This window comes from Halomarina rubra, from assembly GCF_023699475.1.
GTDB lineage: Archaea > Halobacteriota > Halobacteria > Halobacteriales > Haloarculaceae > Halomarina > Halomarina rubra.
On record NZ_JALXFV010000003.1, the window covers coordinates 595,178 to 607,674 of the forward strand.

General features: G+C 70.3%; 14 protein-coding genes. 9 read left to right on the forward strand and 5 right to left on the reverse strand.

What is annotated here, in order from left to right:
• Positions 1 to 174 precede the first annotated feature (174 nt).
• Genes M1L36_RS08260 through prs form a run of 3 tightly spaced genes read left to right on the forward strand, consistent with a single transcriptional unit; the run spans position 175 to position 2,350 of the window.
• Entirely contained in the window at positions 175 to 951 is a 777-nt protein-coding gene (locus M1L36_RS08260; RefSeq protein WP_250873231.1) for an HVO_0234 family beta-propeller protein, read from the forward strand.
• Between the two features lie 54 nt (positions 952 to 1,005).
• Positions 1,006 to 1,482, forward strand: coding sequence for a hypothetical protein (locus M1L36_RS08265; protein ID WP_250873232.1), 477 nt, complete (start codon positions 1,006 to 1,008; stop codon positions 1,480 to 1,482).
• 22 nt (positions 1,483 to 1,504) lie between these two features.
• Positions 1,505 to 2,350 (forward strand): ribose-phosphate diphosphokinase, encoded by an 846-nt coding sequence (gene prs, locus M1L36_RS08270; RefSeq protein WP_250873233.1) that lies wholly within the window; start codon positions 1,505 to 1,507, stop codon positions 2,348 to 2,350.
• 30 nt (positions 2,351 to 2,380) lie between these two features.
• Here prs and M1L36_RS08275 read toward each other — a convergent pair whose 3' ends face one another.
• The 3 genes from M1L36_RS08275 to M1L36_RS08285 all read right to left on the reverse strand — a co-directional run bounded on the left by M1L36_RS08275 (position 2,381) and on the right by M1L36_RS08285 (position 6,549).
• On the reverse strand, positions 2,381 to 2,728 hold the full coding sequence (locus M1L36_RS08275; RefSeq protein WP_250873234.1) for a hypothetical protein: 348 nt from the start codon (positions 2,726 to 2,728) through the stop codon (positions 2,381 to 2,383).
• A 143-nt stretch (positions 2,729 to 2,871) separates the two neighbouring features.
• Entirely contained in the window at positions 2,872 to 6,120 is a 3,249-nt protein-coding gene (gene ileS / locus M1L36_RS08280; RefSeq protein ID WP_250873235.1) for an isoleucine--tRNA ligase, read from the reverse strand.
• A gap of 192 nt (positions 6,121 to 6,312) precedes the next feature.
• Positions 6,313 to 6,549, reverse strand: coding sequence for a DUF8151 family protein (locus M1L36_RS08285; protein WP_250873236.1), 237 nt, complete (start codon positions 6,547 to 6,549; stop codon positions 6,313 to 6,315).
• A gap of 96 nt (positions 6,550 to 6,645) precedes the next feature.
• On the opposite strand from M1L36_RS08285, the gene M1L36_RS08290 reads away from it, so the two are divergent.
• The 6 genes from M1L36_RS08290 (at position 6,646) to fer (ending at position 10,649) form a co-directional block, all read left to right on the forward strand.
• Entirely contained in the window at positions 6,646 to 6,858 is a 213-nt protein-coding gene (locus M1L36_RS08290; protein WP_250873237.1) for a DUF7860 family protein, read from the forward strand.
• A gap of 61 nt (positions 6,859 to 6,919) precedes the next feature.
• Positions 6,920 to 7,600: a uracil-DNA glycosylase gene (locus M1L36_RS08295; protein ID WP_250873238.1), complete on the forward strand. Its 681-nt coding sequence runs from the start codon at positions 6,920 to 6,922 to the stop codon at positions 7,598 to 7,600.
• A gap of 24 nt (positions 7,601 to 7,624) precedes the next feature.
• Complete coding sequence (locus M1L36_RS08300) at positions 7,625 to 8,134, forward strand: thioesterase family protein (RefSeq protein ID WP_250873239.1); 510 nt, start codon at positions 7,625 to 7,627, stop codon at positions 8,132 to 8,134.
• A 71-nt stretch (positions 8,135 to 8,205) separates the two neighbouring features.
• Positions 8,206 to 9,072, forward strand: a complete 867-nt coding sequence (locus M1L36_RS08305) for a halocarboxylic acid dehydrogenase DehI family protein (protein WP_250873240.1) — start codon at positions 8,206 to 8,208, stop codon at positions 9,070 to 9,072.
• A 55-nt stretch (positions 9,073 to 9,127) separates the two neighbouring features.
• Complete coding sequence (locus M1L36_RS08310; RefSeq protein WP_250873241.1) at positions 9,128 to 9,886, forward strand: hypothetical protein; 759 nt, start codon at positions 9,128 to 9,130, stop codon at positions 9,884 to 9,886.
• Between the two features lie 67 nt (positions 9,887 to 9,953).
• Positions 9,954 to 10,649: a ferredoxin Fer gene (gene fer, locus M1L36_RS08315; protein ID WP_250873242.1), complete on the forward strand. Its 696-nt coding sequence runs from the start codon at positions 9,954 to 9,956 to the stop codon at positions 10,647 to 10,649.
• A gap of 35 nt (positions 10,650 to 10,684) precedes the next feature.
• On the opposite strand, the gene M1L36_RS08320 is transcribed toward fer, so the two are convergent.
• A complete protein-coding gene (locus tag M1L36_RS08320) occupies positions 10,685 to 10,954 on the reverse strand; it encodes a hypothetical protein (RefSeq protein ID WP_250873243.1) in 270 nt (89 codons plus the stop codon).
• A gap of 89 nt (positions 10,955 to 11,043) precedes the next feature.
• Positions 11,044 to 12,351 carry an MFS transporter gene (locus M1L36_RS08325; RefSeq protein WP_250873244.1) on the reverse strand — a complete coding sequence of 436 codons (1,308 nt, stop codon included), beginning with the start codon at positions 12,349 to 12,351 and terminating at the stop codon, positions 11,044 to 11,046.
• Positions 12,352 to 12,497: the final 146 nt, after the last annotated feature.

A 12,497-nucleotide genomic window follows, 5' to 3' on the forward strand; every position in this document is an offset into this window, starting at 1 on the left:
CCTCGGAGTCGGACGACTTGTGACTGTCGTCGGCCGGCCGTCGCCGGCGGTGGCTCACCGCCGGGGGCCACCGCTCCACGCTGGCCGCCCCGGACCGACCGCTCCGCCCCCACCGCTCTCCACTGACCGCCCGACGACGACAGCTTTTCCCGCTCGGCACGCGCGCGCTCTGCTATGAGCACTCTCGACGAGAAACGGGTCTACGGCGAGCGGTCGGGGCGAACCGTCGCGTTCGTCGCGACCGGGATGGGCCTCGCACGCGTGTCGGTCTCGGGAGACCTCGTCGGCGAGTTCGGCCTCGCCGACCGCCGGCCAACCAGCGACGTGGCCGCCAGTAGCGGGACGCTCGCGGTCGCCACCGACGAGGACGTCCTGCTGGGCGCGACGCTCGCCGAGACCGGGTTCGGCCCCGCGAGCGCCGTCGGATTCGACCGCGCGGGCGACCTCCTCGCCGCTGGTGAGGGCCGTGTCGAGCGCTACGCTGACGACGGGACGTGGACGGAACTCGGCGAGTGCGACGACGTGCGCGCTCTCGACGGCGACCTCGTGGCGGCCGCAGACGGCGTGTTCCGCATCACCCCCGACGGTCTCACCCACGCCGGCCTCGCGGACGCGCGGGACGTGACCGTCCGCGGCGTCCCCCGCGTCGCCACCGCCAAGGGTCTCTACCTGCTGGGCAACGGCTGGATGGACGACGGGCAGGGGTCGTACCGCGTCGTCACTTCCGACGGCGAACGGACCCACGCCGCGACCGACGACGCCCTCCTCGAACTCGACGGCGAGACGTGGACTCGGGTGGAGTTGCCCGTCTCGGGCACGGTCGCGGGCGTCGCCTACGGCGAACAGTTGTACGCCGTCACCGAGGACGGCACGTTCCTCGTCGAAGGCGACGACGAGTGGCACGCGCGGACGCTCGGCCTGCCCGACGTGCGCGGCGTGGCGGTGCCCTGAGCGACACGACGCTCGTCCGAGAAGACTTATTCTCGTTCGCTCGCCATGCGAACCATGCGCCGCCGCGCCCTCCTCGCAGCGCTCGGGACGACCGCGACCGCTGGCTGTTCGAGCGTCTCGGGGCTGTTCGGTCGAGAGGAGTACGTCGGTCTCGGAAGTCTCGACATCGGCAACTGGGACGACGAACCCCACACTATCACCGTCCAGGTCGACGCCGACGGGGAGACGGTCCTCGACCGAACCGTCGAGACCGACGCGTTCGCCGACAACACCGTCGACGGTGCCGAAATCCCGTGCGTTTGGCACGACACGACCGGCCCCTACGTCGTGCGTGCCCGCCACGAGTCCTCGAACGGGTGGACGGAGACACCGCTGGACGAGGGCGTCGACGAACCGGGACTGGTCAGAGTCTCCGTCCGCGTCGGCTTCTCCAGCGATGACGACGAGATAGAGGTGCTTCGGCTTCTGGGCGACGTCACCGACTGCCGGGCCGTCACGCCGACCGACACCCCGAAGGAAAACGCGTTTTAGCCCGCGCCGCCGACGCCCGGGCATGATACTTCCGGGGTCGGCGTCGCAGTCGCTCGCGGCGCGACTCGCCGCCGAGACGGACCACGCCGTCGCGCCCGTCGAGTACGACTGGTTCGCCGACGGCGAACTCATCGCACGAGCGGAGTTCGACGCCGACCACGCCATCGTCGTCGCCTCGACGGTGTCGAGCGACGCGTTCGTCCAACTGCTCCAACTGCAGGACCTCGCACAGCGACAGGCCGAACGCGTCACGACCGTCCTGCCGTACATGGGCTACGCCCGCCAGGACAAGCAGTTCACCGCCGGCGAACCCGTCTCGGCGGCCGCGATGGCCCGTGCCGTCTCGACGGGCACCGACCGCGTCCTGACCGTCACGCCCCACGAACCCGCGGTCTGTGAGTTCTTCGACGTGCCGTGTGACCACGTCGACGCGAGCGCGTTGCTGGCCGACCCGCTCCCCGCCGACCTCGCGGACCCTCTGTTTCTCGCGCCCGACGCCAGCGCCCGCGGGTTCGCCGAGTCCGTCCGGGACGCCTACGGCGCGGGCGACGTCGACCACTTCGAGAAGGTGCGCGACTACGACACCGGCGACGTGAGCCACACGCCGAGCGAGACCGACGCCACCGGCCGCGACACGGTCGTCGTCGACGACATCATCGCCACCGGCTCGACGATGTCGAGCGCCATCGAGCACCTCCACGACGACGGCGTCGGGCGCGTGTTCGCCACCTGCGTCCACCCGATGCTCGCGGCCGACGCTCGGACGAAACTCGCCCGCGCCGGCGTCGAGGACGTGTTCGGCACCGACACCGTCGAACGGACGGTGAGTTCGGTCAGCGTCGCGTCGGTCGTCGCGGACGCGCTCTGAGCAGTCGACACCGCCTCGGCTCCGGCTCCCTCACTCCAACCCGCGCTCCAGTCGCTGGAGCAGTCGCCCGACGAACAGACCCAGACGTGGCGACAGCGGGTCCTCCTCGTTGACCGGCCAGTCGGGACACGCCGCCAGCGCGTCGACGAACCGCTCGTCGTGAGTGAGCGACTCGACGAAGTCGCGGACGTTCAGCGTGATGCCCTCGTCGTCGGTGTCGAGGTCCGGGTAGCGCTCGCGCACCCACGGCGAGTACGAGATGGTCCACGAGGGACCGCCGACGGACTTCACGACGGCGTCGTACGAGCCGACGGGGAGTTCACCGTTCGGTGTGGCGACGTAGACGGTGCCCCCCCGAACGCTCGTCCCGTAGCGCATGCGTGTGGTAACGACTCCCTCGGTGATGAGTATTTGTCCCGGGTCCGGCAGCAGGGTGGGCGCGATGGCAGCGACGAGGACGACGACGCCGTTCCGAGACGTCGCGATTCCACAGCAGAGAGCCGAACCGCTGCCTCGGCAACTCAGTCCGCTTGCTCGGGTGCCGCGAGCGGTTCGACGGCGATGGTCATCGTCACGCCCTCGACCTCCCACTCCTTGCGGTGGCCGTCCTCGACCGGGCCGAACTCCTCGGCGCGGACCTCGTTCGCGATGAGCGCCTCGTGTTCGCGGACCAGTCCGGAGACGCGCTCGTCGGCGACGTCGAGTTCGACGCGGACCTCGCGGTCCAGGTCGAGGTCGAGGTCCTTGCGCATCTCCTGGACGCGACGGATGACCTCGCGGGCGTACCCCTCGCTCTCGATCTCCTCGGTGAGCGAAGTGTCGACGTAGACGACCCCGCGGTCGTCGCCCGCGACGCGGAACGGCGTGGCGGCGACGCCCTCCGGCGTCTCGGTGACGAACTCGACCATCTCGTCGGTCAGGTCGACGTCCTCGCCGAGTTCGTCGGCGACGGCGACTTCGAGCGCGTCGAGCGTCGGTTCGGAGATGCGGGCGGCGTTGAGCGCCTGCATCACCTCGCCGGCCTGCCCGCCGAAGGCGGGACCGAGCACCGACATGTCCGCCTGTGCGGAGTAGCGCAGTTCACCCCACTCCTCGCCGGGTGCGACCACGTCGACCTCGCGGGCGTTGAGGCGCTCTTCGACCAGCGCGGCGTACTCGCGGACCGCCCGCGCCGCGTCGCTGTCGTTCGCGGCGACGACGACCCGCGGGACCGGCCAGCGGAGTTTCCGTTCTGCCTGCTGGCGGGCGTTCGACCCCGCTTCCTCGACGGCGCGGAGGACGGCCACGTCGGCCTCCAGGTCGGCGTCCTGGTAGGTCGCGTCCGGTTCGGGCCAGTCGCACATGTGGACGGTCGGGTGGTCGTTCTCGCCGGTGAGCGTGCCGTACACCTCGTCGGCGACGAACGGCGCGAACGGCGCGAGCAGTTTCGTCGTCTCCGTCAGCACGCGATACAGCGTCGCGTAGGCGGCGGTCTTGCTGTCGGAGTCCGACTCCTCCCACATCCGCTCGCGGACGACCTGGATGTAGAACCGCGAGACGTCCTCGACGACGAACTCGAGGAGCGCGTCGAGCGCACGGTCCTGGCGGAACTGCTCCCAGTGGTCGGTCATCTCCTCGACGGTGGTGGCGAGTCGCGACAGCACCCACTCGTCGACGAGTTCCAACTCGCACTCTTCGAGCGCCACGTCGTCCGGCGAGAACCCGTCCATCCGCATGTACGGCAGCGGGAAGCGGAACACGTTCCAGAGGATGTTGAGGTTCCGCTGCATCGTCGCCATCTCGTCCCACGAGAAGCGCATGTCCTCGCCCTGCGGGTCGACGCCGAGCAGGAACAGGCGCATCGGGTCCGCACCGTGGCGGTCCATCGCCTCGCTCGGCGTGACGACGTTCCCGATGGACTTCGACATCTTGCGGCCGTCCTCGGCGAGCGCCCAGCCGTGCATGAGGACCTGCTTGTACGGAATCTCGCCCATCGCGGTCGTCCCCATGCCGAGCTGCGACCAGAACCAGCCACGCGTCTGGTCGTGGGCCTCCATGATGAGGTCGGCGGGCCACAGCTCTTCGAAGTCCTCGGTCTCGCCGGGGTAGTCGAGCGTGCCCCACGACGCCACGGAGGAGTCGAGCCAGACGTCGAACACGTCCGGAACGCGCGTGTAGGTCGTGCCGTCTTCGGTGATGGTGAGGTCGTCGACGGTCGGTCGGTGGAGGTCTACCTCCTCGGGGTCGACGTCCTGGTCGACGCGCTCTGCGAGTTCCTCGCGCGTGGCGACGACCTGTACGTCGTCCATCGAGCCGTCCCACTCCTCGGGCGTCCAGATGGGGATGGGGACGCCCCAGTAACGCTGCCGGGAGACGTTCCAGTCGGGCGAGCCCTCGATGAACTTCCGGAAGCGGTTGTCCCGCGCTTCTGCGGGGTACCACTCGGAGTCTTCGAGGTTGTCGAGCATCTCCCCCTTCACGTCGGTGACGGTGACGAACCACTGGTCGGTCGCGAGGAAGACGATGTCCGTGTCACAGCGCCAACACTGGCCGTAGTCGTGGCGCGTCGTGCTCGCGCTCAGCAGGTGGCCCGTGCGGTCGAGGTCGGCGATGATGTCGTCGTTGGCGTCGCGGACGAACTGCCCCGCGTACTTGCCACCCTGCTGGCTGTAGACGCCGTCGGGGCCGACCGGACAGAAGATGTCCAGGCCCAACTCGTCGCCGCGTTCGAAGTCCTCCTGGCCGTGGCCGGGCGCGGAGTGAACCAGTCCAGTCCGGTCCATCTCGACGTAGTCGGCGTGGTACACCTCGCCCGCACCCGCGCTCTGTGGGTGGTCGGGAACCTCCTCGGGGAGTGGGTGTTCGTACGACCAGCCGACGAGGTCCGTGCCCTGCATCGTCTCCTCGACGGTGAACTGGGTCGCCCCGGCACGCTCCATCACGTCGTCGACGACCGCTTCGGCGACGTAGAGCAGTTCGCCCTCGTAGTCGCCGCTCTCCGTGCTCTCGACGCGAACCGCGGCGTACGTCGCGTCCTCGTCGACGGCGACGAACGTGTTGGCGGGGACGGTCCAGGGGGTCGTCGTCCAGACGACGAGACTCCCCTCGCGGCCGGTCAGCGAGAACGAGACGTAGATGCTCGGCGACTCGATCTCGTGGTACTCGACCTCGTTCTTCGCGATGGCGGTCTCACAGCGCGGACACTGCGTGATGGAGCGTTTGCCACGGTCGACCAGTCCGCGTTCGTGGGCCTGGGCGAAGCCCCACCACGCGGCCTCCATGTACTCCGGCGAGACGGTCTTGTAGGGGTTCTCCCAGTCCATCCAGACGCCGAAGGACTTGAAGTCGTCCTGCAGCCCTTCGAGTTGCTCGTCGGCGAACTCCTTGCACTCCTCGATGAAGTTCTCCATGCCGAACGCCTCGATGTCCTTCTTGTTCTCGAACTCCAGGCGTTCCTCGACCTTCGTCTCGATGGGGAGGCCGTGCATGTCGTAGCCCGGCCGGTCGGTGACGTCGTACCCCTGCATTCGCTTGTAGCGGATGTAGGTGTCCTTCAGGGACTTGTTCCACGTCGTCCCCATGTGGGCCGCCCCGCTCGTGTACGGCGGGCCGTCGACGAAGAAGTAGCGCTCCGCACCCTCGCGGTGTTGCTTGGTCCGTTCGTAGGCCTCGGTCTCGCGCCAGTACTCTCGCACGCGCTCCTCCAGTGCGTGCGGGTCGTACTGGTCGGGCACCTCGCCGAACCGTTCGCGGGCCGGCCCGGATGCATCCGACTCCTCGGAATCGCTCATACGGTCACAACACACCGCCGTCACTAAAGGCCAATCGGTCGGACAGACGGGGCTGTCGGCGCGCCGTCTGCCGATTCGGCGAGAATCGTGGTGTGGCCCCCGGCGCGAGAACGTCGCCGGCGCGAGAACGCGGTCGGCGTGCGGTCCGATTGACGTGCGGTTCGGTCGGTACTCGGTGGTCGGCCGCTCGTCTCAGGCGGTCAGCGCGCGGAGGCTCGGCAGGAACCGGTCGGTCGCGACGAGGTACGCCGCCCCGAGCGCGACGGCCCCGATACCGGCCATCCAGAGACCGAGCGTGGTGTCGGTGGCGAGCGTCGAGACGCCCGTCTGTTCGATGAACAGGCCGCCGACGGTCAGCAGCGTCGTCAGGAAGCCGTACACGAGGACCTGGAACAGGTCGACGAGTGGTTCGAGTGCGAAGTCGCTCACGTCGTCCCATCGCCGACGGAACCGTATCAGCGTTCCGTGTCGGTGTGTCACACTCCGCCACGCAACGTTTTCGAGACCGTATCCGAACACGGAGGTATGGGACGCTACGGAGCACTCGACTACCCACGACTCGCGAAGGCCGGGTTCGCACTCGGCGTGACGATGTTCGTCGGCGGCGCGCTCGGCGCGACGCTGATAGAAGGTCCGTCGCTCGCACACACGCTGCTCATCGACGCGGAAGCGCTCGGTATCCTCCTCGGCCTGTTCGCCCCGCTCGTGTTCGGCGTCGTCCTCCCGCTGACGGAGTGACCTGACGCCCCCGGCGCTCGCCGGCCCCGCCGACTTTCTCCGTCGGTGGCGTAGCGCGAGCATGCCCACCTTCCCCGACGCCGACCAGCGACTCCCCCTCGCCGAGGACTGCCGGCGCTGTCCGGCGCTGGTCGCCGCGCGCAACCGCATCTGCTGGGGTGCCGGCCCGCGAGACGCCGCTCTCGTCGTCGTGGGCGAAGCGCCCGCCGCGGGCAGTCCCGACGCCGAGCGCTGGCGGGGCGGCAACTGGACCGGGATGGCGTACTCCGGCGGGCGCTCGGGCAAGAAGATTCGAACGATGGTCGAGGAGTTGGGCCACGAAGCGTACTACACGAACGCCGTCAAGTGCTTCCCGAGCGCCGCGATTCCCCACGGCGACCCCGAGGCCGCGGCCACGCTCGACCGCCCCTGTCACGAGACGGACAACCGAGAACCCCACCCCGAAGAACGGGCGAACTGCCGGCCCTATCTCCGCGAGGAGGTCGAGCGCATCGACCCCGACTGCGTGCTGGCGACGGGAAGACACGCCACCGAGTCGCTGCTGGCGGTCGAGGGTCGAACCGTCGACGGCTTCCTCGACCTCGTGTTGGAGCGCCAGAACTGCCCGACGCTCGGCGTTCCGGTGCTCCCCGTCCTCCACCCCTCCTATCAGGAGGTCTGGATCGCGCGTCTCGGCTACGACCGCGAGTCGTACCTCGCGGCCATCGACGACGCGCTCGCGGCGTGTGGGGTCCACAGTTAACCCGTCGGTGTCCGTGGCGCTCACATGGACCTCTCGCACCTCGCCGACGAGGCCGTCCGCGGCACGCGCGAGTTCGTCGTCGAACGCCGCCACACGACCACGGTGTTCGGCGAGCAGACCGACCCGCCCGGTCTCCCGGCGGCCGCGGACTCGACGCCCGACGAACACCGCCACGTCCTCGGGACGCCACACCTCCTGGCGGCCTGCGAGTTCACGGGCCGGGAGTCCCTCCACGGACTGCTCCCCGACGGGACGGGCACGGTCGGCGAACACGCCGAGGTGACCCACCGCGGGGCCGCACCGGAGGGGGCACGGATTCGCGTCGAGACGGTCGTCCGGCGCGTCGACGGGCCGTCGGTCCACCTCGACGCGAGCGTGTCGCGAGTCGACGGAGAGCGGGGTGACGGGACCGGAGACGACCACCACGCCGAGAGCGACGGTCGCGCCACCGAGAACGACCCGCGACCCGTCGGCGAGGTGGCGATGACGTTCCGCGTCGTCTCGCGCGAGCGATTCGGCGACGCGCTGGAGTGAGCGAAGACCGCTTCGGTCCGCTCGCCAGCCGCGGGGACAACGGCTACCCGCTTCGCGTGTGACTGGAACGCATGGACACCAGTCAGCAGCTGTACGAGTCGGCGGCGACGGGGTGGCGACGCGGTCTCTACGACGACGTGAAGCGGACGTTCCGCGCGCCGGTCGTCAACTGGATCTTCCGGACGGCGACGGCGAACGACCCCGAGTTCACCCGCTACGCGTGGGGGCAGGTGAAACCCGTCTTCGAGACCCGCGGGTTCGCCCGGTTCTCGGTGCAGTACCGCGACGCGGTGCTCTCGGCGCTCGACGTGCCCGCCTACCGCCCCAGCGCCGTCGACCTCTCGCCCGCGGAGTTCGCCGAACTGCGCGGCCAACTCGCCACGTTCGACGTGGTCGCCCCGCGGCTGGCGGTGCTGTTCGAGACGATGGACCGCGCGCTCCACGACGACCACGAGCCGACGCCACCCGACGAGCGGTGGGCGACCCGCCCGTTCCCCGACTGGCTGGACCGGGACCGGGGCTCGCCGCCGTCGATGGTCGAGACGCCGCCCGACGCACTCGACGAGACGCTCGCCGCGATACGCGCGTTCCACGGCTTCGACGACGACAGCCTCCCGAGCATCTACCGCTGTCTCGCACAGTGGCCGTCGTTCCTCGACGCGCTGTGGGCCGACGTCGAACCGCTCGTCGAGAGCGACGCGTTCGAGACCGCCCGTCGCGACACCGCCGACCTGACCGACGCGTTCGTCTCCTCGACCCCGTACCGACCGCGACTCGCGCCCGACGACCTGCGAGGAGTCGGGATGGACGACGACGCCATCGAGGGCGTACAGGGGTTGTTCCGACGGTTCAACACCGGCCCGGTCGAGACGGTGTTGCCCGCGCTCCCGGCGTTCGCGGCGACCGTCGACGCCGCGGGCGAACGGTCGCTCGGCTGAGGGAGCGAGCCGAGGAGGACAGCCTTCATGTCGGGGTGGTGTGACGACGCACACGATGCTGGCTCCCCTCCGCCGGACCCTCCGCGAGCGCATCGACCGACGCTCGATAGCCGGCGCACTGGCGTTCACCGCTCTCCTCGCGTGGCTGTTCGACCAGTCGTTCGGCAGCGCCGTGAACTCGCTGGCGGCCGCGGTGCTCGTCGGCGGGTCGGGCCTCGTCGCCGACGCGTACGGTCTCTCGGACGCGGTCAGACGCGTCGGACTCGGCGCGTGGGTGCTGTTGGCCGGCGGCGCGCTCGACCTGCTCGACGGCGACGCCGACGAGACGGTCGGTCTCCTGCTCGCGCTCGGCGGCGTCTGGCTCCTCCTCGACGGCGTCCAGGAACTCCGCCACGAGGGCGTCGCCGTCGCCGAGCGCGACCCGGCCGACGGCGAGGCCGTCTACCGCCAGTACCTCGCCCAGCGTCTTCGCGAGGACCTACGCGAGCGGCCGGCGACGCGCCGCGAACTCCGAGAGCGGTTCGACGAGACGCCCGACGCCGTCGACGACGCGCTCGCACTCCTCGAACGGCGCGACCTCGTCGTCCGCGAGGGGAGCGCCTACGTCGCCCGCGACCGCGAGGAGCGAGGGTGGGGCCGACGCGCGCTCGCCCGTCTCGCTCGGCCGGTGACGCGCGAACTCGACCACGGGACGACCGCGGTCCCGTCCGACGAGACCGGTCGCCACCGGACCACGGCGTCCGACCGCCCGCCGACGGACTCGACTCGCGGGGCCGACGACCGCGAACCGGCGTCCGAGCACGTCGAACGGTAGCGCGGGTCACGGTCGTCGTCGGTGCCGATTGGGGAGGGTTTTACCGACCCGGTTCCCTACTCGGTGTGTGGAGTCCCCGTTCGACGTACTGGGTGTCGACCCGGACGCCGACGACGTCGCCGTAGAACGTGCTTACCGCGAGCGTGTGCTGGAGGCCCACCCCGACCACGGGGGGTCGATGCGCGAGTTCCAGCGCGTCAGAGCGGCGTACGCCGCCATCCAGGAGGACCGCCCCGAGGAGTTCGAGCGCGCCAGGCGCGAGGATACCGACGAGACGGCCACCCCGGAGGCGGCCGACGAGGGCGGTTCGGCCGAAGACGAGGAGGCCGAGGTCCCCGACGGCGTCCGCGTCGAGTACCTCGACTACGACGTGCTCGCCGACCTGGGTCTCGAAATCGACGACGAGGACCTGTTCGCGCGAGCAGCAGAGGCGGACCTCGACCGCTCGGAGTACGGCGAGATGTGGGTCCCGCACGACGAACCGCTGCTCAAGAGCGCCGAGGCCCACGGACTGACGTGGCCCTACGCCTGCCGTGGCGGCGCGTGTTCGAACTGCGCGGTCGCGGTCCGCGGCGGCGAGATGCCGATGCCGACCGGCCACATCCTCCCCGAGGAGTGGCTGAACCGCGGCATCAGGCTCTCGTGTCTCAGCGCGCCCACCTCCGACGAGGCGCAGGTCGTGTTCAACGTCAAGCACCTCCCGGGGCTCGACGACCTGCGACTGCCGCCCAGTCGGTTCGACAAGGCGCGACTCAACGACTGACTGCGGCGCGGTCGGTCGGCGGTTCGGTTCCGGTTTTACTGCTGATTCCAGCGCTCGGCGACGGCCTCGGCGGACAGCGCCAACTCGCCGGTGTCGACGTAGCGGCCGAACACGACGAACCCGGCGACGAGCGCGAGACCGCCGAACCCGACGGCGACGGCCGACAGTCCGGTGGCGACGTCCAGCGGGACGCCCATCCCGACCAACCCGCGTGGCAGCGCGAGGCCGGCGGTACCGACCGCGAACGACCACATACCGAGGAGCAACAGCGACCGAGAGAGCCAGTCCGCTCGTGTCCAGCGCATGTCGAGTCCGTGTCGCGCCCCCGACAGGTGCGTGCCGTCTACGTCGCTAGCGGGTCGGCGATTCCGGGGCTACGAGACTAGCCATCGCCTCAGTCGTCGGCGGGGACGGCGCGGTCGTTGACGCCCGTGGACGTCCGGTGGTGGAGCCACGCCGCACAGCCGACGGCGACGAGGCCCGTCAGCGTCGCCAGACCGAACGCGACGCGGTAGCCGCCGACGGTGTAGACCCGCGCGCCGTCGATGGTCTCGCCGGTCCAGTAGGCGTCGAGGACGGCACCCATCAGCGCCGGGAAGACGGCCGCGCCGAAGTAGCCGATGGAGTTGATGGTGCCCGTGACGGTGCCGCTGGCGCTGGCGGCGTGGCGCTCCTTGGCGACGGTGAACGCCAGCACGGTTCCCCCGTTGGTGAACAGCGCGAGGAACAACAGCGCGCCGAAGACGGGGAGTGGCGGCGTGACGAGGACGAACACCGCGCCGTAGGCGAGCGTGAACAGCACCGTCGAGGCGAGGATGACCTCGGTGCGTCGCCCGACGCGGTCCGACAGCGTGCCGAGGACGGGCGGGCCGAGCAGGAACCCGACGTTCGCGACGAGGACGTACAGCGAGGCGGTGGCGACGCTCTCGCCGTAGACGTCGGCGATGTACGGGACGCCCCACAGTCCGAGGACGGTGAAGTTCGTCCCGATGACGAAGAACAGCATCCCACCCAGCAGCCACGTCTCGCGGTCGGCGAGGACGTGCCGGACGTTCCGCCAGAGCGTCGCGAGGTCGACGGTCCGCCCCGGCGGCGTCGCGCCGTCGACGGGGTCGAACCCCGCCTTCGCGGGCGAGTCCCGGACGAGCGCGTAGACGACGACGGCGACGACGGCCCCAGCGACGGCGGTGACGAGCAGCGCGTCGCGCCAGCCGACGGCCGCGACGGCGAGCGCGAGCGGCGTCGCCGCGAACACTCCGCCGAGGCCGGCGGCGGCGACGGTCCAGCCGGTCATCGTCGCGAACTGGTCGCGCCGGAACCAGTTCGCACAGAACCGGAGGGTGGCGATGTAACAGACGCTCCCGCCGACACCGACGAGGGTGCGCCCGACGAACCCCGCCGCCAGCGAGTCCGCGAGCGCGAACCACGCGACGCCGAGGCTCATCACGGCGACGCCGGCGGCAGCCACCCGACGGGACCCCGCCCGGTCGGCCAGCACTCCGGCGGGCAACTGGAGGGCGGCGTAGACGTAGAAGAACGACGCGTGGAGGAGGCCGAGTTCGGCGGCAGTGGTGTCGAATGCGCGGGTCAGGTCGGCGGCGAGCACCGCCGTCGAGACGCGGTGGAAGTTGACGAGCAGGAACCCCACCGCGAGGACGGCCCACAGCAGCCACCGCCACCGGTCGCGCGTCCGACGTGTCATGCGCTCGGTTGTGGGTGAGTGTCGCAATGACGTTTGCGGGACGTGTCGAGCTTCGGACTACTCGGGTTCGGAGCGCTCGGGCCTGGCTACCCTGCGTCTCGTTACCTCTGGGTCGGTCCGTCCCTCGCTCTCACGCACCTCCTCGA

Bases quoted from the DNA above. Each gene is read 5' to 3' on its own strand.
- M1L36_RS08260 (WP_250873231.1), top strand. From the start codon at position 175: ATGAGCACTCTCGACGAGAAACGGGTCTACGGCGAGCGGTCGGGGCGA.
- M1L36_RS08265 (WP_250873232.1), top strand. From the start codon at position 1,006: ATGCGCCGCCGCGCCCTCCTCGCAGCGCTCGGGACGACCGCGACCGCT.
- M1L36_RS08290 (WP_250873237.1), top strand. From the start codon at position 6,646: ATGGGACGCTACGGAGCACTCGACTACCCACGACTCGCGAAGGCCGGG.
- ileS (WP_250873235.1), bottom strand. From the start codon at position 6,120: ATGAGCGATTCCGAGGAGTCGGATGCATCCGGGCCGGCCCGCGAACGG.
- M1L36_RS08320 (WP_250873243.1), bottom strand. From the start codon at position 10,954: ATGCGCTGGACACGAGCGGACTGGCTCTCTCGGTCGCTGTTGCTCCTC.
- M1L36_RS08325 (WP_250873244.1), bottom strand. From the start codon at position 12,351: ATGACACGTCGGACGCGCGACCGGTGGCGGTGGCTGCTGTGGGCCGTC.
- M1L36_RS08305 (WP_250873240.1), top strand. From the start codon at position 8,206: ATGGACACCAGTCAGCAGCTGTACGAGTCGGCGGCGACGGGGTGGCGA.
- M1L36_RS08300 (WP_250873239.1), top strand. From the start codon at position 7,625: ATGGACCTCTCGCACCTCGCCGACGAGGCCGTCCGCGGCACGCGCGAG.
- prs (WP_250873233.1), top strand. From the start codon at position 1,505: ATGATACTTCCGGGGTCGGCGTCGCAGTCGCTCGCGGCGCGACTCGCC.
- M1L36_RS08295 (WP_250873238.1), top strand. From the start codon at position 6,920: ATGCCCACCTTCCCCGACGCCGACCAGCGACTCCCCCTCGCCGAGGAC.
- M1L36_RS08310 (WP_250873241.1), top strand. From the start codon at position 9,128: ATGCTGGCTCCCCTCCGCCGGACCCTCCGCGAGCGCATCGACCGACGC.
- M1L36_RS08275 (WP_250873234.1), bottom strand. From the start codon at position 2,728: ATGCGCTACGGGACGAGCGTTCGGGGGGGCACCGTCTACGTCGCCACA.